At 54.7% G+C, this 22,619-nt stretch carries 17 protein-coding genes; 15 read left to right on the top strand and 2 right to left on the bottom strand.

The window, feature by feature from the left end:
- The first annotated feature begins 4 nt into the window (after positions 1-4).
- From J5224_RS00650 to J5224_RS00695, 10 genes are all read left to right on the top strand, one after another.
- Positions 5-730, top strand: a complete 726-nt coding sequence (locus J5224_RS00650; protein ID WP_264623511.1) for a hypothetical protein — start codon at positions 5-7, stop codon at positions 728-730.
- A gap of 502 nt (positions 731-1,232) precedes the next feature.
- Positions 1,233-2,165 carry a MurR/RpiR family transcriptional regulator gene (locus J5224_RS00655; protein WP_264623512.1) on the top strand — a complete coding sequence of 311 codons (933 nt, stop codon included), beginning with the start codon at positions 1,233-1,235 and terminating at the stop codon, positions 2,163-2,165.
- A 40-nt stretch (positions 2,166-2,205) separates the two neighbouring features.
- On the top strand, positions 2,206-3,243 hold the full coding sequence (locus tag J5224_RS00660; protein ID WP_264623513.1) for an ABC transporter substrate-binding protein: 1,038 nt from the start codon (positions 2,206-2,208) through the stop codon (positions 3,241-3,243).
- A 35-nt stretch (positions 3,244-3,278) separates the two neighbouring features.
- On the top strand, positions 3,279-4,058 hold the full coding sequence (locus J5224_RS00665) for an ABC transporter ATP-binding protein (protein WP_264623514.1): 780 nt from the start codon (positions 3,279-3,281) through the stop codon (positions 4,056-4,058).
- A gap of 12 nt (positions 4,059-4,070) precedes the next feature.
- Positions 4,071-4,826, top strand: coding sequence for an ABC transporter permease (locus tag J5224_RS00670; RefSeq protein ID WP_264623515.1), 756 nt, complete (start codon positions 4,071-4,073; stop codon positions 4,824-4,826).
- 34 nt (positions 4,827-4,860) lie between these two features.
- A complete protein-coding gene (locus J5224_RS00675) occupies positions 4,861-6,096 on the top strand; it encodes a Zn-dependent hydrolase (RefSeq protein ID WP_264623516.1) in 1,236 nt (411 codons plus the stop codon).
- Positions 6,097-6,126: 30 nt separating this feature from the next.
- Positions 6,127-7,080 (top strand): N-carbamoyl-D-amino-acid hydrolase, encoded by a 954-nt coding sequence (locus tag J5224_RS00680; RefSeq protein WP_264623517.1) that lies wholly within the window; start codon positions 6,127-6,129, stop codon positions 7,078-7,080.
- A 32-nt stretch (positions 7,081-7,112) separates the two neighbouring features.
- Complete coding sequence (locus J5224_RS00685) at positions 7,113-10,322, top strand: molybdopterin cofactor-binding domain-containing protein (RefSeq protein WP_264623675.1); 3,210 nt, start codon at positions 7,113-7,115, stop codon at positions 10,320-10,322.
- Positions 10,323-10,325: 3 nt separating this feature from the next.
- Positions 10,326-10,784, top strand: a complete 459-nt coding sequence (locus J5224_RS00690; protein WP_264623518.1) for a (2Fe-2S)-binding protein — start codon at positions 10,326-10,328, stop codon at positions 10,782-10,784.
- A 19-nt stretch (positions 10,785-10,803) separates the two neighbouring features.
- On the top strand, positions 10,804-11,373 hold the full coding sequence (locus tag J5224_RS00695; RefSeq protein WP_264623519.1) for an NTP transferase domain-containing protein: 570 nt from the start codon (positions 10,804-10,806) through the stop codon (positions 11,371-11,373).
- A 23-nt stretch (positions 11,374-11,396) separates the two neighbouring features.
- On the opposite strand, the gene J5224_RS00700 is transcribed toward J5224_RS00695, so the two are convergent.
- Positions 11,397-13,148, bottom strand: coding sequence for a sigma-54 interaction domain-containing protein (locus J5224_RS00700; protein ID WP_264623520.1), 1,752 nt, complete (start codon positions 13,146-13,148; stop codon positions 11,397-11,399).
- Positions 13,149-13,444: 296 nt separating this feature from the next.
- On the opposite strand from J5224_RS00700, the gene dpaL reads away from it, so the two are divergent.
- Positions 13,445-14,641 (top strand): diaminopropionate ammonia-lyase, encoded by a 1,197-nt coding sequence (gene dpaL, locus J5224_RS00705; RefSeq protein ID WP_264623521.1) that lies wholly within the window; start codon positions 13,445-13,447, stop codon positions 14,639-14,641.
- A gap of 29 nt (positions 14,642-14,670) precedes the next feature.
- Positions 14,671-16,071: a dihydropyrimidinase gene (hydA, locus tag J5224_RS00710; protein WP_264623522.1), complete on the top strand. Its 1,401-nt coding sequence runs from the start codon at positions 14,671-14,673 to the stop codon at positions 16,069-16,071.
- Here hydA and J5224_RS00715 read toward each other — a convergent pair.
- Positions 16,063-16,872: an XdhC family protein gene (locus J5224_RS00715; RefSeq protein ID WP_264623523.1), complete on the bottom strand. Its 810-nt coding sequence runs from the start codon at positions 16,870-16,872 to the stop codon at positions 16,063-16,065. The two genes, hydA and J5224_RS00715, sit on opposite strands and share 9 nt — an antisense overlap.
- Before the next feature lie 347 nt (positions 16,873-17,219).
- On the opposite strand from J5224_RS00715, the gene ygfK reads away from it, so the two are divergent.
- The 3 genes from ygfK (at position 17,220) to J5224_RS00730 (ending at position 22,214) form a co-directional block, all read left to right on the top strand.
- Positions 17,220-20,327, top strand: coding sequence for a putative selenate reductase subunit YgfK (ygfK, locus tag J5224_RS00720; protein WP_264623524.1), 3,108 nt, complete (start codon positions 17,220-17,222; stop codon positions 20,325-20,327).
- Positions 20,328-20,330: 3 nt separating this feature from the next.
- A complete protein-coding gene (gene ssnA / locus J5224_RS00725; protein WP_264623525.1) occupies positions 20,331-21,659 on the top strand; it encodes a putative aminohydrolase SsnA in 1,329 nt (442 codons plus the stop codon).
- Between the two features lie 318 nt (positions 21,660-21,977).
- The gene (locus J5224_RS00730; RefSeq protein ID WP_264623526.1) at positions 21,978-22,214 is read left to right on the top strand and encodes a hypothetical protein; all 237 of its coding nucleotides are present in this window, start codon (positions 21,978-21,980) and stop codon (positions 22,212-22,214) included.
- Positions 22,215-22,619: the final 405 nt, after the last annotated feature.

Raw genomic sequence — 22,619 nt, forward strand, 5'->3', positions numbered from 1 at the left:
CATAATGAAAATAGAACGTGTCTATGCGTCTATTAAAACACGGCGTGCTTTAGTTGATGGGTATGTGTTATCTAAATTAAGGATAAATTTTTCTGGTGCGCGCGAGTTATTTATAGATGTGTTATCTAGTAAGTTAAAAAGAATGGAGGGTGTATTTGATTTAAATGATAAATCTAATATTATTTTGGTTATGGGAAAAAATAAAGATAACATTCCTATGAATGGTCAACTCTCGGGAGAAAAAGACAATATTGTTGGTTTTTCATATATCCATGACCCATTGGATAGAATATATATTAAAACAGACTCTTTCTCGAGGGATCGCACCAGTACCTTTGCTGGATGGGAAAAGGTCAGAGATCTTGAGAAAAAAGCAGAACACTTATCTAACATTATGTGTCATGAGTCTGTTCACGCGTTAGGCACGCCTGAAGATTATTTTTATCATAACACCATTGATGATGGGAAGTATGACATGATAGAAAACACCCTTATACGTACCGAGATAGCGCTCCGGCAAGGTCGTGGAGTGAATGATACATTTATTAATATGTGTACACTTTACTTTATGAGTAACCCTGTCTACCAGACTTTTGAACTGAACTCACTGCTCAAACCAGAAGCCCTTAGCCTTTTATTTCAGTATGATGATTATCTTCGTGCACTCATATTAGTTAACAACCCGGATACTATCACTGTAATTATTAATGACCTTGCAAAGTTGCATTGATTGGCGTCTTATTTACATATCCTTAGTGTTGGCATAGTGACCAGGTTCGGTGCTCTGGCAAGGATTATCCTTGCCAGTCTTCATATTACATGAGTGACACTCATGTTTTCTATTCTGCTATTCATGGTCTGGTGATTACTTCATTAAGAATAGTTTCACTGAATTGTTGACCGGAGTCGGTATGTCAGAATGCATTAACCGTGTCGCTATGTTTATGGTCATTGGCATCTTTTTGGTGCAATGAACAGAAAGTTTGCACCACGACCGCTGTTTACCTTCCTTTTAAGCATTTTCATCCTTTTTAATTTCATTGATAATATGAATTAATAATATGATTTTTATATAAAAATAAAATTAACCCATCATCGGTTATGGTTTTGGCGCGCCCCTTGCTTAATGTTTGGCACAGGCGTTTCTTTGTGTGTGTTTTCATAAAACAGATGTGCCAGGCATGTCTCATCGCACACCCCGAAACGTACGTACCACACAGACTGAGGTCAGGATGAATAATGCGCTAACCGCACCAGAAGAACACACCAACGTACTGGCTGAGCTTCACACCGCCATCCGCCTGATCTATGGCGCGTTGTCTCCGGCAGAGAAGAAGCTGGTCGATGTCATTCTGGATCATCAACACCAATTGGCAAGCTACAGCGCAACGGAATTAGCACGGCTGGCAGGCGTCTCTAAATCGACGGCGGCGCGGGTGTTTCGTCGCCTCGGTTTTCAGGATTTCAATCAGTTTCGCGTGAAATGTCGCGGTATTGAGCCCATGGGCTATTCACCGCTCACCAATTTGGCACAGCGTACGGCCCACCCAACCACGGTGCGTGAACGACTCGATAGGCATATTGAACGGGAACGCGAAAATCTGGCGGGCCTGCAGCGTGACAGCATGCCTGAAGAATTGGAGCGTGCGGTGCAAATGATGCGTGATGCTCGTCGCGTCTGGGTGTTGGGGTTCCGTAATAGCTATGCGCCAGCATTTTATGCCCAATCATTGTTTTCCCATGTACTGAGTGACGTGCAACTGGTCAATGACCCAGCGGCTAAATTTGCCGATGTTCTGGCGGATATTGGCGAGGCTGACGTCCTGTTCGTGGTGGATTTCCCTCGCCAGATTCAACTGCTTTCCCATCTGGTGCGTGTGGCCAAACGTTACCAGGCGCGCATTGTGGTGCTCAGTAATACGCTGGTGTCGGATGTTAGCGCGCTGGCGGATGTTGTGATCCCCTGCGCTGCAAAACACAGCGATATTTTCGATTCCTACACCGCTGCCATCAGCATGGTCAATTTTATTGGCAATGAACTGGCAGCCTGTTGTTCCGATAAGGCAAGCCAACGCATGCAACGCATGGAAGATATTCATCAGCAGATTGGCGACCTGTATCAATTTGCTCCGCTCTCATCGGCGGACGACAAAAAACGTAGTTAATTCGGGTACACACTGACTTTCACTATTGAGGACATTCGTGATGTTGACATCCAGATTCGCAACACTGCACAAATTGGGTTGTACGGCGCTACTGTCTTTATCGGTACTGGCGTCATCCGCCTTTGCGGCAGATCCTGTCAAAGTAAAATTCTCTCTCGACTGGCGTTTCGAAGGGCCCTCAGCCCCGTTTTTAATGGCCAAGGCCAAAGGCTATTTCGCTCAGGAAGGGCTGGACGTACAGATTGACTCCGGTAACGGTTCTGCGGGTGCGGTGACCCGTGTGGCGACTGGTGCCTATGATATGGCCTTTGCCGATTTCAATGCATTGATTGAACAAGAATCCCAGCATCCAGGTACCGGTATTAAAGGTGTCTATATGCTGTATAACGCTACGCCTGCCGCGGTGTTTTTGCTGAAAAGCACTGGGGTAAAAACGCCGGCAGACCTGAAGGGGAAAACCATTGCGGCTCCGGTCTTTGACGCAGCACGCAAAGCTTGGCCAGCCTTTGCGAAGAAAGTGGGGTTGAGCAAGGATGCCGTTACCTGGCAATCGGCTGACCCCACCGTTACCGCCAACCTGTTGGTGCGTAAAAACGTCGATGCCATTTCCGGCTTCTATTTTACCAACTTGCTGAATCTTGAAGCGCGCGGTGCGAAAGCGGATGACCTGACTATCTTCCCGTATGCGCAATATGGCGTCGATCTCTACGGCAACACCATCATCGCCAGCAAAGACATGCTGGAAAAACACCCCGATATCATCAAAGCCTTCTTGCGTGCCTTTAATAAAGCCGTGCAAGAAACCCTCGCCGATCCCGTCAGCGCCGCCAAGTTTGTGAAGGAACAGGATTCGCTGATCGATTTGCCGCTGGAGACCCGCCGTCTGCAACTGGCGTTTGATCAGTTGGTGGTAACGCCGGAAACCAAGAAGAACGGTCTGGGCAGCGTGGATACCCAGCGTTTGAGTAACTCTATCAGCGATGTGGTGGCTGCGTTCGAGTTGAAAGAGACGCCGAAAACGGATGCGTTGTTTACCAGTGCGCTGTTACCGGCACAGGCCGATCGGACCGTGCGGTAATTTCTGTCAGGCAGCATGATTTCAGGTGGTGATCAATGAGTTTCGTTAAGTTCGAGAATGTCAGTCTGGCGTACAGTAACAGCGAACAGCTGGCCATAAAGGACATTAATTTCAGTATCAATGAAAATGAGTTCGTGGCGCTGGTAGGACCTTCCGGCTGTGGTAAATCGACATTCATGAAGTTGACCTCGGGGCTGCTCTCGCCGAGTGAGGGCTACGTTTTCGTCAACAAACGCGAAGTGGTGGGGCCACAGAAATGCGTCGGCATGGCGTTTCAAGCCTCTAACCTGCTGCCTTGGCGTACCACGCTACAAAACGTCATGCTGCCGATGGAGATCGTGGAGCCTTACCGCTCTACGCGGCGAAAAAAAGGGCACGAGTATGAAGAGCAGGCGCGAGCCTTGCTAAAACGCGTTGGCCTCGAAGGGTATGAAGATAAATTCCCGTGGGAATTGTCCGGTGGCATGCAGCAGCGTGCCTCGATTTGTCGCGCGCTGATCCACAAACCGCGCCTGCTGATGCTGGATGAACCGTTCGGTGCGTTGGATGCGTTTACCCGTGAAGAGCTGTGGTGCATGTTGCGTGATTTGTGGCAGGAAGCGCCGTTTACGGTGGTATTGGTAACCCACGATCTGCGTGAAGCGGTGTTTCTGGCGGATACCGTCTATGTGATGAGTGCCAGGCCGGGTCGGATTATCGCGCGCCGGGAGATAGAGCTTCCTCGTCCGCGTGATCTTCAGGTGACCTACACCGATGCGTTTTCTCGCTATGTGTTTGAGCTGCGCGAACACATCTCTTCACAACATCATGCCTAACGGAGGCCCGTCGTGATATCTCGTCCTGTGTTAATCAAGATAGCCCCTTGGGCACTGCTGGTTCTGCTCGGCGTTGTGTGGCAGGTGATTGTGGTGGGGCTGGATGTGCCGACCTACTTGTTCCCGTCATTGAGCGATGTGTTCCGCTCGTTGGTCGCGGATTGGCGGCCCATCGCTGCCCACTCGCTGCAAACGCTCTACACCACGCTGGCGGGTTTTGTGTTGGCGGTTGTGGTTGGGCTGGTGTTGGGGGTTGCGGTCGGTGCTTCCTCGCTGGTTTACAAAGCGGTTTATCCGCTGCTGGTGGGGTTCAACTCGATTCCCAAAGTGGCTTTTGTGCCGGTACTGGTGGTGTGGTTTGGCATCGGTACCATTCCGGCCATTGCCACTGCTTTTCTCATCTCTTTTTTCCCGGTCGTCGTCAACGTCGCGACCGGACTCGCGACGGTAGAGCCTGAAATGGAGGATGTGCTGCGTTCACTGGGGGCATCCCGTTTCGACATTCTGAAAAAAGTGGGATTACCCCGATCGCTACCTTATTTCTTTGCCTCGTTAAAAGTGGCCATCACGCTGGCATTTGTCGGATCGGTGATTTCGGAAACCGTGGCCTCCAATCTGGGCATTGGCTATCTAATGATGTCGGCCAGCTCCAACATGAATATGGCGTTGGTGTTTGCGGGGTTGATCGTTATTGGCGCAATGGGGGTGGTGATGTATGAAATCTTCGCCTTCATTGAAAAGCGGATGACGCACTGGGCGCATCGTTGATGCCGCTCGGCAGCACTATAAAAAAGGTTATGTCATGACAAGCGAGTTACGCATTAACGGCGAACGCCTGATGGCGTCGCTGTATGAATTGGGCGCGATAGGCGCATTGCCGCAGGGCGGTGTGTGTCGGTTGGCGCTCAGCGATGAAGACCGACAGGGGCGCGATTGGGCGATGGCGCGCATGCAGGCGTTAGGGCTCAACGTTACGGTGGATGCCATCGGTAATACCGTGGGTGTCTACCCCGGATTAACCGATACGCCGCCGGTGATGATGGGATCGCATATCGATACCGTAGCAACTGGCGGGTTGTATGACGGTAACTACGGTGTGCTTTCCGGGCTGGAAGTGATTGCCACATTGAAAGACGCCGGTCTGCGGCTGCGTCGTCCCGTTGCGGTGGCGTTTTTCACCAACGAGGAAGGTTCACGCTTTCAACCCGACATGATGGGCAGCTTGGTGTATCAGGGAGGACTGGCGCTGGAGACCGCGCTGGCAACCCGCGGTATTGACGATGTCACCGTAGGCGATGCGTTGCGGAAAATCGGTTATGACGGCCCGGCACCAGTGGGGAATAACCGGGTGGACAGCTATTTCGAACTGCATATCGAGCAAGGCCCAGTGCTGGACGAGGAAGGGCTGGCGATTGGGGTTGTGGAAGGCGTGCAGGGGATCTCCTGGACCGAATTTCACTTGCAGGGCGTGTCGAACCATGCCGGTACCACGCCGATGCGTTTACGTCACGATGCGGGTTATGTCGCCGCGCGGATCGGCGTCTTTGCCCGTCAACTGGCGCAAGAGTTGGGCGGCGACCAAGTTGCCACCGTCGGGCATCTGGTGTTCACGCCGAATCTGGTCAATGTGATTCCCGATACTGTGACCTTGACCGTGGATTTACGCAATACCGACGCAGAGGCATTGCATCTGGCAGAACAGCGCCTATGGGCGTTTGCTGAACAGACGGCGCACGAAGAAGGGATCACCCTATCACGCAACATGTTGGCGCGTTTTGAGCCAACACCCTTTGCGCCGGAGATGGTCGAACTGGTTGCGGCGCAGGCGCGTCTGCGTGGCTTACCGGCGCGCCGCATGCCTAGCGGTGCCGGACATGATGCGCAAATCATGGCTACCATGTGCCCGGCCGGAATGATCTTCGTGCCCAGCGTGGCGGGATTAAGCCACAACATTAACGAATTTACGGCACCACAGGATTTGATCGCGGGCGCGAACGTTCTGCTGGGTGCCGTCGTACAGCGCGCCGATCGCGCCTGATACCCGATGCGTTTACAGGAGAAAAATTACATGGCGCGTTATGTCAATGTCGCTATCGGTCAGTTAGGGCCGGTCAATAAAGAAGATTCCCGTGCTGCCGTGGTGGCACGCTTGATGAACCTGATGCGCGAGGCGCACCAACTGGGTGCGGATCTGATCGTGTATCCCGAGTTGGCGCTCACCACATTTTTTCCGCGCTGGTATATCGAAGATGAGTCCCAATTGGATAGCTGGTGCGAGGCGGCGATGCCGGGTGCCGAGACGCAGCCGTTGTTCGATTTGGCGCGTGAATTGCAAGTGGGCTTTTGTCTGGGCTACGCCGAACTGAGCGTGGAACAGGGCGAAAAACGGCGGTTTAACACCTCCATATTGGTGGATAAAAACGGCGTTATCGTCGGCAAATACCACAAAGTGCACTTACCGGGTCACCGGGAGCACGAACCCTGGCGTGCGTTTCAGCATCTGGAGAAGCGCTATTTTACGCCGGGAACGGAATTCTCGGTGTTTAACGCTTTTGGCGGCCGGGTCGGCATGGCGATTTGTAATGACCGTCGCTGGTGTGAAACCTATCGCGTGATGGGGCTACAAGGCGTGGAAATGGTGCTGATCGGCTACAACACGCCGGTGCACAATGCGCCCGCGCCAGAGCATGACGATCTGTCACTGTTTCATAACCAGCTCTCTATGCAGGCTGGTGCTTATCAGAATGGCACCTGGGTGGTGGGGGTGGCGAAAGCGGGAACCGAAGAGGGCGTCGAACACATTGGCGGGAGCTGCATCATTGCGCCATCGGGTGAAGTGGTTGCCAGCTGTGTGACCAAAGGCGATGAAGTGGCGATAGCCCATTGCGATCTCGATTTCTGTCAGATCTACAAGCGCACCACGTTCAACTTTGATGTGCATCGCCAGCCCAACGCCTACGGTCCGATTACTGCGCTCAAGGGCGAGGCATTGCTGGCCGATGGCAGTCCGCGTCACCAATGAGGTTAACCATGGCAGCAGAAGAGAAAGATGTGATGGAAATGCAAGTGGTCGGCCATGAAGTGCCGCGCGTGGATGGTTTGGCCAAGGTCAAGGGCAGCGCGGTGTACGGTGATGATATCGTCCTGAAAGACATGCTGTACGGCGTGTGCCGCTATGCGGATATCGCCGCTGGGCGGGTGGAGGACATCGATCTCGACGCCGCATTACAGGTGCCGGGCGTGGTGAAAATCGCCACCTGGCGAGATGTACCCGGCGAAAGCCACATCGGCGTAGTGATGGCCGACTATCCGCCGCTGGTAAATGAGAATATTGCGTTTCGTGGCGATGTGATTGCGGTGATTGCGGCGGAAAGTTACGAAGCGGCCTGTCAGGCTGCGGATAAAATCAGCGTGCGTTACACGCCGTTTGAGCCAATCACTCGGGTAGAAGACGCATTAAAACCGGATGCCCGGCTGATTCACCCGGGCAGCGCCAGCAATGTGATCAATCACCACCATACCATCAAAGGCGACATTGACGCGGGGTTCGCGGCCTCCAGCCATATTTTCGAACGGGAATATGAGGTGGGGTATCAGGAGCACGCTTACATTGAGCCAGAGTCGATCATTGCCTGGATCGACGATAACGAGCAGATCATGACGCTGTCAGGATCGGTACAGAATGCGCACCGTGTGCGCGGTTTTGTGGCGAAGTACCTCGGTTTGCCGCAAGCGCGCGTCAACATCAAGCGCGCGATCGTTGGCGGTTCGTTTGGCGGTAAAGATGACATCATCGACCATCTGGCGTGCCGTGCGGCGCTGTTGTGTCACTTAACGGGCAGGCCGGTCAAATTTACCTACAACCGTGAACAATCGATGCGGGAGAGCTATAAACGCCACCCGTACAAGATGAAATACAAAATCGGTCTGGACGACGAGGCGCGTATTCAAGCCATTAAGATTGAGGTGCTGGCGGATGGCGGCAGCTACGCCGGGCAAACGCCGTTTGTCACCTGGCGCAGTTCGGTGCAGGCTGCGGGGCCGTACCGCATTCCTAACGTGCGCGTCGATGTCACAGGGGTGTACACCAACAACAACTACACCTCGGCGTTTCGTGGTTTTGGTGCGCCGCAAGTGATTCTGGCGAACGAGTCGCTGATGGATGAAGTGGCGGCAGTGCTTGGCCTGTCACCGCTTGAATTGCGTCAGCGTAATATCCTGCAACAAGGGGATACCAGCATGGCGGGACAGGTGTTCAGCGAACACACGGTATCTGCCGAAGAAGTGCTGGAAAAAGCGGCTAACAGCGTCGAATTTATGGCAAAACGCGAACGCTATCAGCAATTGAATGCACAGGGCGGGCCGATCAAATACGGCATCGGTCTGGCGTTAAGCCACCGCGGATGTTCGCTCGGTGCGGAAGGGCTGGATGCGTCATCCGCGCTGATTCAGGTCAATGCTGATGGCAGCGTCAATATCTCCACGGCGGTTTCTGAAAATGGTCAGGGTCTGCAAACCACGATGTCGATGATTGCAGCGGAAGCCTTCGGCCTGCCGCTCTCATGGATAACCTTTACCGATCCGGCGACGGCGATGATAGCTGACGGCGGTTCGACCGTTGCCTCGCGCGGCACGCTGATGGGGGGGCAAGCGGTGCTCAATGCCGCCAGCAAGATCAAACAGCGCATGGCGGATGCCGTTGCCGCGCAACTGGGGGCCAGCGGAGTGGACTCCCTGATGTGGCGCGATGGCAAGGTGTTTAACCGTGCTGATCTGACACGTTTCATGGATTTCGCTCAGGTGGTAACGCTCACCAAGGCAACCGGTGCCAATCTTTCCGCGTATGGCTGGCATGTTGCGCCCTCCATTCACTGGGATGAGGAAAAAGGCTGCGGCAGCCCCTATTTTACCTGGGTATATGGGTGCCAGGTGGCGGATGTGGCGGTGGATACCCGTACCGGAAAAATCACGCTGTTGGATATCACTGCGGTACACGACGTGGGCAAGGTGGTGAACCGCGTGGGGTTCGAAGGGCAGGTATACGGCGGCGTGGTGCAAGGGATGATCGGCTACGGCATGCTGGAAGATTTTAATATCGAAAACGGGGAGGTGAAGTCCGAGAACTTCGACACCTACCTGTTGCCGACGATTCGCGATGTCCCCAACATTAATGTCATTGCGGTGGAAAACCACGATAAGGCCGGGCCTTACGGTGCCAAGGTGATTGGTGAACCGGTGCTGGAACTGGGCGGTGCCGCGCTCAATAATGCGGTCAGTTTCGCCATTGGCCGTTGGAATCGCACGTTACCGTTGACGCTGGAACAGGTACGGCTGGGCTACAACCTGAAAAAACCGGCGCGCCAGAGTGAAGTGCAAGCCCATGATGGTGAGCGTAAGCAGGTGCTGCGTCTCAATACCCTTGAGGTGAGTCAGCCTGCCAGCCTCGATCAGGCGCTAGCGCTGTTGGCGCAACCCGGCACGCAGGTGCTGGCTGGCGGGACCGATGTGCTGGTGCAGGCGCGTTTAAAAACCACGCCGGTGCGGCTGGTGAATATTTCCGGCTTGCGCGAATTGCGCGGAATCCATGCTGAAGGTGACGCCCTTGCTATCGGTGCCGGCACCTGCTTTACCGATCTGGTCAGCGATGAACGGTTGCAGCGCCATTACCCGCTGCTGGTGACCGCCTGTCGCACCGTTGGCTCGTTACAACTGCGCAACCGGGCGACCGTTGGCGGCAATATCGTCAATGCCGCACCCTGTGCGGATTCGGTGCCGCCGCTGATGGTTTACGGTGCGGAGGTGGAGTTGCGTACTGCCAGTGAACGTCGTCGTGTCCCGCTGGAATCCTTTATCACTGGCGGCTATCGCACCCAGCTACAACCCGGTGAATTACTCACCCGCATTATCCTGCCGCCACCTCCGGCAGGCGTGCTGCGCCCGTTTTATCTGCAATTGGGGCGGCGTACTGCCGTGAATATCACGCGCCAAAGCCTCACCGCGCTGTTTCGGCTGGATGCATACGGGAACATCGAACTGTGTCGTTTGGTCGATGGCGCCGTGTTTGGCAAGCCACAGCGTTTGACGGCGGTCGAACAGACGCTGTTGGGGCACGCGCCGACACCAGCGGTGATTGATAATGCCGCCGCGGTATTGGAAACACTGGTCACCGACGCGATTGGTGGTCGATGGTCGGCACCTTACAAAATCCCGGTTTATCTCGACATGTTCCGTCAGGTGATGACAGAACTGGCGCAGCAGGAGTAACAGATGATTGATGTAGAAATGAAGATTAACGGCATTCGGGTGCGGGCCACGGTGAATGACAATACGCGCCTGCTGGATTACCTGCGTGAAGATCGTCGGTTGACTGGCACCAAAGAAGGCTGTTCCGTTGGTGAGTGTGGTGCCTGCTCGATCATCATGAACGGGCGTGCGGTGTGCTCCTGTCTGCTGCTGGTTGCACAGTGTGATGGCGCTGAAATCACTACGGTGGAGGCACTGCATCAAGACCCTGTCGGCGTAAAACTACAGAACGCCTTCATTCGCCATGGTGGCGTGCAGTGCGGCTTTTGTACGCCCGGCGTGTTGATCAGCGCCAAAGCCTTGCTGGATGCCAACCCGCAGCCGAATGATGAAGAAATTCGCGAGGCGCTGGAGGGCAATCTGTGCCGCTGTACGGGCTATCAGCCGATTATCACCTCAATCAAAGCGGTGTTGGCACCGTGATGCTTGTGGAATTGACGGCATGAGTGAGAAAGTTTGTCTGATGCTGGCGGCCGGACTCTCCAGCCGCATGGGGCAGTGGAAAATGATGCTGCCCTGGGGAGAGGGAACGGTGCTTGACAGCGCGCTGGCGGCGGCGCTCTCCTTTTGCGATCGCGTGGTGCTGGTGACGGGTTTTCGCGGTGCCGAATTGAACTGGCGCTATGGCGATCATGGGCGCATCACGCTGTGCCACAACGAAGACTTTACCGAGGGGATGTTCTCCTCCATTCGCTGTGGTGCGGCGGCGCTCGGCGGCGGGCATTTCTTTCTGGCGTTAGGGGATATGCCTGCTGTCAGCGGGGCGGTTTATCGCACACTGTGGCAACAGCGCGATGCGACCTGTCTGATTCCAGAATACGCTCAAGGCAAAGGGCACCCGGTATTGCTGCCACCCGCCATGCGCGATGCGGTGCTGGTAGCGGATAATCAGACGTCGATGAAAACGCTGATTGCCTGCCACGGTCAACGGCGGGTGTTAGTATCGGATGGAGCGATTCATTGGGACATGGACACGCCGGAACAGTATCAGCAGTTGCTCCGACGGCGTTAACGATGAGAACGGGCTAGTGACTATCACGTAGCCCGTATTTTTTTGATTTTGCGGTACAGTGTCGCCACGCTGATCTCCAACTCTTGCGCCAGTTGTGCTTTGCTCACGCCACGACCTAATGCCTCGATAATGCGCTGGTGCTCCAGCTGTTTCAGGCTCGGGGGCACGGCAGACGTGGTCGCTGCTACGGTTTCCACTGCGGGCAACATGGTGGTGGTTGCACGATGAAAGTGTGGTGGTAATAGCGTCGGGTCAATCACCTCACCATTGGGCACAATGTTCACCAGATACTCCACCAGATTGCTCAATTCACGCACATTGCCCGGCCAGCGATAATCTCGCAGCAAGGCCATCACCTCACGGCTCACGCCAGGGTAGGTGCTGCCAATACGGCGCGTGTGCAGATTGAGAAAGTGGTGCACCAGCAGTTCGATATCCGCCGTGCGCTCGCGCAACGGTGGGATCTCAACCGGTATCACCTTCAGTCGGTAGTAGAGATCCTCGCGAAAGTTTCCCTCTTCGATCGCGCGCGTCAAATTTTGGTGGGTGGCAGAAATAATGCGGATATCCACCGCCACCGGCTTGCTGGCCCCCAGCGGCATCACTTCACGCGTTTCGAGTACTCGCAGCAGCTTGGCCTGCAACGTTAATGGCATATCGCCAATCTCATCGAGAAATAAGGTGCCGAGATGGGCGGACTGAATCAGCCCCGCCTTGCCATTCGGGGCGGCACCGGTAAAGGCGCCTTTGACATAGCCGAACAGTTCACTCTCCAGCAGATGCTCAGGGATCGCCGCACAGTTGATGGCAATAAAAGGGCGCATGCTACGCCGTCCCACCTGATGAATGGAGCGCGCCAGCACCTCTTTACCGCTGCCGCTCTCACCGGTGATCATGATGCTGGATGGGCTATCGGCAAAACGCGCGATGTGCTGTTTCAACACCTGTACCGCAGGCGCATTGCCGATAAACTGGCCGATACGCGGTTCGCTGTCCGCCTCATTGATCGGCGCGGGGCGCTCGGATTGGTGGAAAGCAAACAGGAATAACTGCCGGTTGTTACCGTTATGATGCTGCCCGATCACCACTTCCTGCTGGGCGGCAAAGGCGATCACATGCTGTGCATTGCCGTTGGCGAAATCTTTGCTGGCCACCAACGGACGGATGGTGACCGGCGTGTTGGCAAGGGTTTCCCAGCGGGCGTTGAGCAGCGTCAGCGCATTCTGATTGGCAAACGTCATAATGCCATGCTCATCCAGCACCAGAATCCCCTGATCCATGCTGTTGATGAGCGTGGTGAACAGCACATCCATGCCATCATTGGCGGTAGGATTTTTCGTCAGGTTAGCAATCAGCAGTGAAGCGATATGCCGGACGTAATCGGAAAATACCGTGATATTGTCCTGCAATCGCTGCTGCTGTTCTGCATTGACGGCGGCAAGGCTGATGACGCCCAGACAGCGCTCGCCGTGCATCACCGGCAGGCCAAGAAACGCCAACTCGCCGCAGTTGCCGTACTGACCACAACCCTGACAAATCGGATCGTGCTGTGAATGAATGACCGCTTTCTCTTGCTTGTTATCAATGACGTATTGCAACAGGCGGGTGTTGTCTGATGGTTGGCCGATGCGGTTACGGTAGGGGCCACTGCCAGCCACGCGCAGCAACCGGTTGTCAACGATCTCCACTTCCAGCCGCAGTACCTGACTGAGCATCTGGGTGAAATGCCGAATGGTGGGCTGGATGTGCATCAGAGACAGGGTCTGGCTGGTCATGGGCTACGCTCTTGTATCGGGTAAAGCGCCTCGCGGCAGTTTCTCATTTTGAGAAAAGGCATCACCGGCTCGTCTGTCGCATTGCGACAGTCAGGCCTGATGGTGCCCGTTAAGGCAGAACGGCGTGGGAAACGGCACGGCTTCCGGCACGCCATGCGGTGTGAACATGCCTTTTTTTCCTGTTTTTGATTATTCGACATTGCACTGGGTGCTGCAACTACAAACTGGCACAGATATTGAAACATGGATATGGAATAGCTATGGGTGAATCATTTAATCAAAATCAGGAAGCCAACATGTCAACGTTTTCACTACGGATGCAGATTGCCGATAACGCTCACTTTACGCCGCACGGCGCAGCACTGTTCAGCCGGGAACAGGCGGAACAGGCACGCAGCTTTCATCAACGGATGCCAGGGTATCGCCCGACGCCGCTGCACTCGCTGACGGCGTTCGCGGCTGAATTGGGCGTAGGGAAGGTGCTGGTGAAAGATGAATCTCAACGTTTCGGGCTCAACGCCTTCAAAATTCTCGGCGGTGCCTATGCCATCGCCCGCTGCGTGTGCGAGAAATACCACTTCTCTCTGGCGGATTTTTCGTTTGAGCAAGGCCGCGCGGCGCTGCCGGAAAGCATTACCTTTGCCACCACCACGGACGGCAACCACGGCCGAGGCGTTGCCTGGGCGGCCAAAGCGTTAGGGCAACGGGCGGTGGTTTATATGCCCAAAGGGGCATCTGCGGAGCGTGTCGCACACATCACCGGGCTGGGGGCGGAATGTATCGTCACTGACATGAACTATGACGATACTGTGCGCCTGACCATGCAAACCGCGCAAGAAAAGGGCTGGGAAGTGGTGCAGGACACCGCCTGGCCAGGTTACGAAAAAATCCCCGCCTGGATAATGCAAGGTTATGCGACGCTGGCGGTAGAAGCGGTAGAACAGGTTGCCGAGAACGACTGGCCGACACCGACGCACGTTTTTCTTCAGGCTGGCGTGGGCGCGATGGCGGCGGGTGTGCTCGATTATCTGGTGAATTGTTATGGCGCAGATAAATTGCATGCGGTGATTGTCGAGCCGGATCGCGCTGACTGCTTGTTCCGCTCCGCGCAGCAAGGAGAGATTGTCGCTGTTGGCGGTGCGATGGACACCATGATGGTGGGGTTGGCCTGCGGTGAACCCAATCCGTTGGGGTGGCCGCGCCTGCGAGATTGCTCCCGTCAGTTTATCTCCTGTGAAGACCGCATCACCGCGCTGGGTATGCGAGTGCTGGGCAATCCGCTTGGGCAGGATGCGCGCATCGTTTCCGGTGAGTCGGGCGCTGTCGGCATGGGGGTCTTGGCGGCGATACTGCATAGTCCGGATCGAGAAGCGCTGTTGGCGCAGTTGGGGTTGGATGCGTCTTCCTGCGTGCTGGTGGTCAGTTCTGAAGGCGATACCGACCGACAGCACTACCGGGAAGTGGTATGGGAAGGCCGCCCCTTGATGGATTAACCCTCTTCAACTTGATGCAGGAGAATGTTATGCAGCGCTTACTCAAAGGCGGCACGTTGATCGATCATCAGGGGCAGTATCATGAAGATCTGCTGATCGAACAGGGGCGGATCGTACAGCGAGGGCCCACTATCGCCATCACGCCCGATATGGAGGTGATTGATGCAACCGGGTATCAGGTGATGCCTGGCGGTATTGATGTACACACCCATTTCAATATCGATGTCGGTATTGGCCGCAGCTGCGATGATTTTTTTTCCGGCACCCGTGCGGCGGCGTGCGGCGGTACCACCACCATTGTCGATCATATGGGCTTTGGCCCGGCGGGATGCAACCTGCATCATCAATTGGGCTGCTATCACGCTTATGCCGAGGGGCAGGCGGCGATCGATTACAGCTTTCACGGCGTGGTGCAGCATGTCGACGATGCTATTCTGGATGAAATGGCGTCGATGGTAGAGCAAGAAGGGATCAGCAGTTTCAAACTCTACCTGACCTATCAGTACAAACTGGATGATGCGGCGGTGTTGCAGGCCTTGCAGCGGCTGCATCAGGTCGGTGCGTTAACCACGGTACATCCGGAAAATGATGCGGCGATTAGATGGCGTCGCGATGCCTTTGTGCAACAGGGGAACACGTCGCCGATTTATCATGCATTGAGCCGCCCCGTCGCCTGCGAGGCGGAGGCGATCGCGCGCATGATTAATCTGGCGTCGCTCGCCGATAACGCACCGCTGTATATCGTTCACCTGTCCAACGCGTTGGGGCTGGATTATATCCGTCTGGCGCAGCGCGGCGGGCAGCCGGTATGGGCTGAAACTTGTCCACAATACCTGCTGCTGGATGAACAACGTTACCATGACCCTGATGGGATGAAATACATCCTCAGCCCGCCGTTGCGCGGACAGGAAGAGCAGGCCGCGCTGTGGCAAGGGATAGCAGAGGGCAGTATCGCCACGCTGGCGACCGATCACTGTAATTTTTCACTGCATCAACGCCACATGCTCTCCGGTGGAGATTTCAGCCGTTGTCCGAACGGGTTGCCAGGCGTGGAAAATAGACTGGCATTACTCTATTCGCACGGTGTGTCGACAGGGCGAATTCGTCCTGAGCAGTTTGTCGCATTGACCAGCACACGTCCGGCGCAATTGTTTGGCCTGTGGCCGCAGAAAGGTAACCTGATGCCCGGTGCCGATGCCGATTTGGTGCTGTTCGATCCGCAGCGGCGCGTCACGCTGCGGCACGATGAGATGCATGATAACGGCGACTACTCCCCTTACGAGGGTATGGTATGTCAGGGTTGGCCGATCATGACCTTGAGTCGTGGTGAGGTGGTGTGGCGCGAGGGGGTGTTCACCGGCCGCGCCGGGCATGGGCGCTTTCTGCGCCGCAAGCCGTTTAACGCCGAGTGGGTGAAGACACTATTTTGATACGACAGCCAGCGTGGTGGACTGGAGTGATACCGCGCTGGCACCACTTTTCACCTGAAGAATTTCCGCTATCACGCTGATGGCGATCTCCTCCGGGGTTTCCGCCCCGATATCCAGCCCAATCGGCGATCGCAGTGCAGCGATGTCAGCAGCATCGACACCCTGCTTCTCAAGCTCGGCACGAAAGGTCTGGATCTTTCTGCGGCTGGCTAGCAAGCCAAGGTAACGCACCGGGTTGCCGATGGTGTGTTCCAACGCTTCTCTATCCTGATGGTTGGTGGCGATCACCACATAGCAGTTATCGTCCAGTGTCAGTTGTTGGATACCGGCAGTGAAACTCTCAACCAGTAATTTACGGCTGGCTGGCGGGAGATCCGGATGATCCAGATTCTCTTTCCAGGTATCCATCAGTGCAATCTCGAAGCCGAGTGGCGCAGCCACCACGGCGATGGCGCGGTTCACGTGGCCCGCACCCAGCAGAATCAACTGTGGTCGGCGGGGCTGCACGGCGATGTGTATTTTCATGGCACCGCCGCAGTCTGAGCCAACGGCACCTTCGCCCTGACGTGCCATGCGTCCGCTGAATACGCGGGATTGCCCTTGCGCTAACGCCTCTTTTGCTTGTTCCAGCACCAGCCGTTCCATCATCCCGCCGCCGATGGTTCCCGTACTGTTGCCGTCCTCATCGACCAGCATGCTGGCATTGTGGCGCGGTGTAGAGCCCCGACTTTCGACGATCTGGATAAAGGCGAAAGCCCGATTGTTTTTTTCTAATTCAGCAGCCTGAGTAAAAAGCCCCATTGCATACCTCGCGTAAATCATGACTGATGATGGGGTAATGCAAATTCTGTGCCTGCGTATGGGGGTTATTTGGGCGCGTAACGGCGCGGGTTATCGCGGGGAAACTTCGGTTATTTTCTCAAAATGAGAAATGCGATTATTAATTTGCAAAAACGTGATGCTAACGCCGATCACCGCGCTCTTTCACCCGCGTCATACGTATTTCATCTGGTCAGCAGAACACGCTATAACGCCTTATTCCCACGCCTCCCTCCCTGACCGGTTATTTCTGGCCTGCATATTGCTTTAACCACAACAACAATGTCGTTCGGTTAATTTTAAAAAAAGAACCAATAAAGGAGAGCAATGTGGGTGATGTGATGCGTCCCATTCCGTTTGAGCAATTGCTGGAGAGAATGTTTTCTGAATACCAGCAAAGTCGCTCTATTTTTGGCATCCCTGAGAGCCAGTTCTATCGCCGCAATCCCGCTCGGCAAATGCGAGTGTTCGGTGAAGTCTGCGACACCCCGGTGGGGCCAGCGGCAGGGCCGCATACCCAGTTGGCGCAAAATATTATTACCGCATGGCTGACCGGCGGCAGTTTTATTGAACTGAAAACCGTGCAGATTCTGGACAAACTGGAGCTGGAAAAACCCTGTATTGATGCGCAGGATGAAGGGTTCAATACCGAATGGTCCACCGAATTTACGCTGGTAAAAGCCGCCGATGAATATCTCAAAGCGTGGTTTGCGCTGTGGTTGTTAGAGTGTCTGTTTGCCCCGCGCACGCCGGAACAGGGCCGCTCATTTATTTTCAATATGAGCGTAGGCTATGACCTGAAAGGCATTCAACAAGCCCCGATGCAAACCTTTATTGCCACTCTGATGGATGCCGCGGATTCACCTGCCTTTCAGCGCTATCGCCAGACGCTGGCGCAGTGGATCGCTAACCTCGATAACCTGTTCGATGGCGTGGCGCTCCACGACCGCACCGCACTGGCGACGCTGCCAGAGCGCATTCCTTCACAGTTGGTTACCGGGGTGACCTTATCGACCATGCACGGCTGCCCTCCCGATGAAATCGAAGCGATTTGCCGCTACATGCTGGAAGAAAAAGGGCTGCATACCTTTGTGAAACTGAACCCGACGCTGCTGGGCTATGCGCGCGTTCGCGAAATTCTGGACGGTTGCGGGTTTGACTATATCCAATTAAAAGAGTCCTCTTTCCTGCACGATTTGCCGCTGGAGCGGGCATTGGGCATGTTGGAACGTTTGCTGGCGCTGGCACACCAGCAGGGGTTGGCGTTCGGCGTAAAACTGACCAACACGTTGGGAGCCGGCAATCATAAACACCGTTTGCCGGGCGATGAAATGTACATGTCGGGGCGGGCGCTATTTCCCATCTCGATTAACGTCGCGGCAGTGTTATCGCGCCATTTCGATGGAAAGCTGCCCATCTCCTATTCCGGCGGTGCCAGTCAGCTCAATATTCGTGCGATTCATGAAACCGGCATTCATCCCATCACCATGGCAACCGATCTGTTGAAACCCGGTGGGTACCTGCGTCTGGCGGCCTGTGCGCAAGAGCTTGAAAACTCTGCGGGCTGGACGATGACCGCAGTGGACGTCGCACGGTTAGAAACGTTGGCGCAGACGGCGTTAACGGCGGAATACCACCAAAAAGCCTGGAAGCAGGAAGAGACGATTGATGCCGGTGGCGTTTTGCCGCCGTCCGATTGTTACGTTGCCCCCTGTGTCAGCGCCTGTGCCATCCATCAGGATATTCCCGAATACCTGCGTATGGCTGGTGCGGGGCGTTATACCGAGGCGCTGGAACTGATTTATCAGCGTAACGCGCTGCCAGCCATTACCGGTCATATTTGCGATCACCAGTGCCAGTCCAACTGTACCCGACTGGATTACGACAGCGCTTTGAATATCCGTGAGGTCAAACGTATTGCGCTGGAAAAAGGTTGGGCGGGCTATCAGCAGCGCTGGTGTAAACCGACCGGTTCTGGCAAGCGTCATCCGGTGGCGGTGATCGGTGCAGGTCCGGCAGGGCTGGCAACCGGGTATTTTTTGGCGCGTGCGGGGCATTCGGTCACGATATTCGAGCGTGAACAGAGCGCCGGTGGCGTAGTACGCCACGTGGTGCCGCAGTTCCGTATTCCGGCGGAAAAAATCCAACACGATATTGATTTTGTCGCGCAGCACGGCGTGCAGTTTGAGTATGGCTGCGACAGCGGACTGACGATTGATGCGTTACATCAGCGCGGCTTTTCCTATGTCTGTGTTGGCACTGGGGCCTACCGTAGCCGCGATGTGGCACTGGCGGGGGATAACCGCGCAGTGTGGTCATCATTCCAGTTTCTGCGGCGTTTCAATCGGGCTGAACCGCTAGCGCTCGGGCGTTCTGTGGGCGTGGTAGGCGCGGGGAATACGGCGATGGATTGCGCGCGTGCCGCGCTGCGCGTACCTGGCGTTGAGCAGGTCATCATTCTCTACCGTCGCGGTGAACGTGATATGCCTGCTTGGCGCGAAGAAGTGGAAGCGGCGCGTCACGCCGGGGTTGAATTCCGCTTTTGGGTGAATCCGGAACGGTTTGATAGCGACGGCGCCGTGACGCTACGGGTGATGCAACCCGGCGAGCCGGATGCGCAGGGACGGGCCCGTCCGCTGGCGACCGAGCGCACCGACGTGCTGCATCTGGATGCCCTTATCTCCGCCGTTGGGGAAGAACCGGATTATGCGGCGCTGGCGCAGATGGGGATTCCTCTGTCGGCCAAGGGTATCCCAGTGGTGGATAGCAAAACGCAGGAAACACAGCGCAATAATGTGTTTCTGATTGGCGATGCGCAAAGCGGTCCGGCTTCCATTGTGGCGGCAATCGGTGCGGCGCGACGCGCGACGGATGCCATTTTGCTGCGTGAGAATATTCGCGACGACCATGCGGCGAAACGCTGGCTGAATACCGATCCGGCGGATATCTATCGCCGTAAAGGGGAGATAGACGTACAACTGGTCGCAACGGATGAGCAAGATGCATTTGCCCAGCAAGAAGCGCAGCGTTGCCTGTCGTGTAACTATGTGTGCGCCAAGTGTGTGGATGTGTGCCCTAACCGCGCCAATATCTCCATTGCGGTACCCGGTTTTCGTGACCGTTTCCAAACGCTGCATATTGATGCCTATTGCAACGAATGCGGCAACTGTGCCCAGTTCTGTCCGTGGGACGGTAAACCCTATCGCGATAAAGTCACCATCTTCAATTTGCGTGAGGATTTTGCTGCCAGCAGCAATCCCGGTTTCCTGTTGGATGAAGATGGCATTCTGGTGCGCCATGAGCAGCAGATCCATCACCTGGCGATTGACTCGCACGGTCATATTGCCAGTGCCCCACCGGAGCTGGCCGACATGTGCCGCATTATTTCAACGGTTTATCAACATCATCACTATTTACTTGGCGCGGTGGAGGCGTAATTCATGCTGATTTTGCGTAACGCAACGGCGGTGCAGTTTGAGCCCGCTCGGGTGGATGAGGGCGTGGATATCGCCATTGACGGCACGGCGATCGTCGCGGTGGGAAAAAACCTGACGGCGCGCTATCCGGCTGCGACAGTGAAAGAGATGCAGGGCAGACTGGTGATGCCAGGCATCGTCTGCGCCCATAACCATTTTTACTCTGGGTTGGCACGTGGCATTCTGGCACGTATTGACCCTTGCCCGGATTTTATCTCCACGCTAAAAAACCTGTGGTGGAAACTGGACCGCGCGCTGGATGAAGAGTCACTGTATTACAGCGGGTTGGTGTGTTCACTGGAGGCGATTAAGCAAGGTTGCACTTCGGTTATCGATCACCATGCCTCCCCGTCGTTGATAGGGGGGTCGCTGGATATTTTACGCCGTGGCTTTCTCACTGCCGGCTTGCGTGGCATGACCTGCTATGAAACCACCGATCGCAACGGTGGGCTGGATGAATTACGGCGCGGCGTGGAAGAAAATATCCGTTTTGCTCACCGTATCGATCTGGATAAGAAGTCGGGCAAAACACCGTATCTGGTGGAGGCGCACATTGGTGCACACGCACCGTTCACGCTGAGCGATGCCGGACTGGAACTGTTGTCCGATGCGATTCAGAGCACAGGGCGCGGGCTGCATATTCACGTTGCGGAAGACCGCTATGATGTGTCTCACAGTCATCACCATTACGGCGTTGATCCGATGGTGCGACTGGCGCGGGCGGGATTGCTGAACGAGAAAAGCCTGATCGCGCACGGCCTGTTTCTTTCGGCGCAGGACGTGGCGGTGATCAATGAGTTTGATGCTTGTCTGGTGCATAACGCCCGTTCCAACATGAACAATCAGGTGGGATATAACCCACGTCTGGCGGAGTATCGTCATGTAGCCCTGGGAACCGACGGTATCGGTGCGGATATGTTTGAAGAGTTGAAATTCGCCTGCTTCAAGCACCGCGATGCAGGTGGCACGCTGTGGCCAGACAGTTTCCTGCGTTTTCTGCATAACGGTAACCTGTTGCTGGAGCGTAACTTTGGTGCGCCGTTTGGCGCATTGGCTGCGGGTTATCAGGCCGATTTAACCATTTGCGATTATCACTCTCCGACGCCGCTGTGTGCTGAAAATCTGGCTGGGCATTTGGCTTTCGCACTCAATTCCGCCAGTGTGCACAGTGTGATGGTGGCAGGAAATTTGGTGTACGAAAACCGGTGTTTCCCGTTTGATGTCGAGGAGATTTATTTTCACGCGCGTCAGGCCGCGGAGAAATTATGGCAACGCATGGATAATCTCGCCTAATAAAATAATAATACGGCTGAAATAATAAAAAAGACTCTCAATTATTATTCATCCTCCGCAATAACGGAGGATGAAGGTCAACATAATAATTAACCTGCGCAAATAACGTCATCGCCATTGTTCTATACCCTAAATAATTCGAGTTGCAGGAAGGCGGCAAGCGAACGAATCCCGATGAGCTTACTCAGGTAAGTGATTCGGGTGAGAGAACGCAGCCAACGCACCTGCAACTTGAAGTATGACGGGTATATACCCTAAATACTTGGCTATTCCTTGTTACAAGGTGGCTTCCTTTAATTTTGTAGTAGGAAACTAACTGTGAAACATAGCATTGTATCTTTATTTTCCGGGGATATTCGTACAGGTCGTTTATTTTCCATCAGTATCGCCGCAGCCGCGCTGTTATTACCCCCACTCGCGTTTGCTGAATCAGCAGCAATAAAACCGCTGAGCAGTAATTTGGGACAAACCTGCACACAAAATGCCTACGGCGTAGATAATGCGCTTGATGCATTGCGCTGTGGTTCTGTTCATGGCTCGTTGCGCTCGCTGTAGGGTAAATATTTCGCACAACCGTACTTTACCAGTACCCAGGATCTCGGTACCGGTAACGCCTATTCTACGCGGATTACCTATCAAGTGATGCCAGCGTTGAGCATCGGGACGTATTATTCCTTTATGGACCTGAAAAGTTCAGCCAATGCGCCCAGTCGTAATCAGTCTGAATATGTTGTCTTTGGTATTTACCAGTTTGATGGTGCCTTAAAAGGGTTAAGTTTGTCTAATTTCCTTGGGGTGCAAACCTCGCTAGTTTACGATTATTCGTTTTGGCAGAATCGCGTTTCTCTGCAATATAATTTCTGATGTTGTTTTTTCTAAAAAGGTATCCGTAATGGATACCTTTTTTATCTGTTCTTTAATACACCATCCCCATGCACTCTGTGTGGGCATTGGCGTGTG

Source organism: Candidatus Symbiopectobacterium sp. NZEC135 (genome assembly GCF_025962695.1).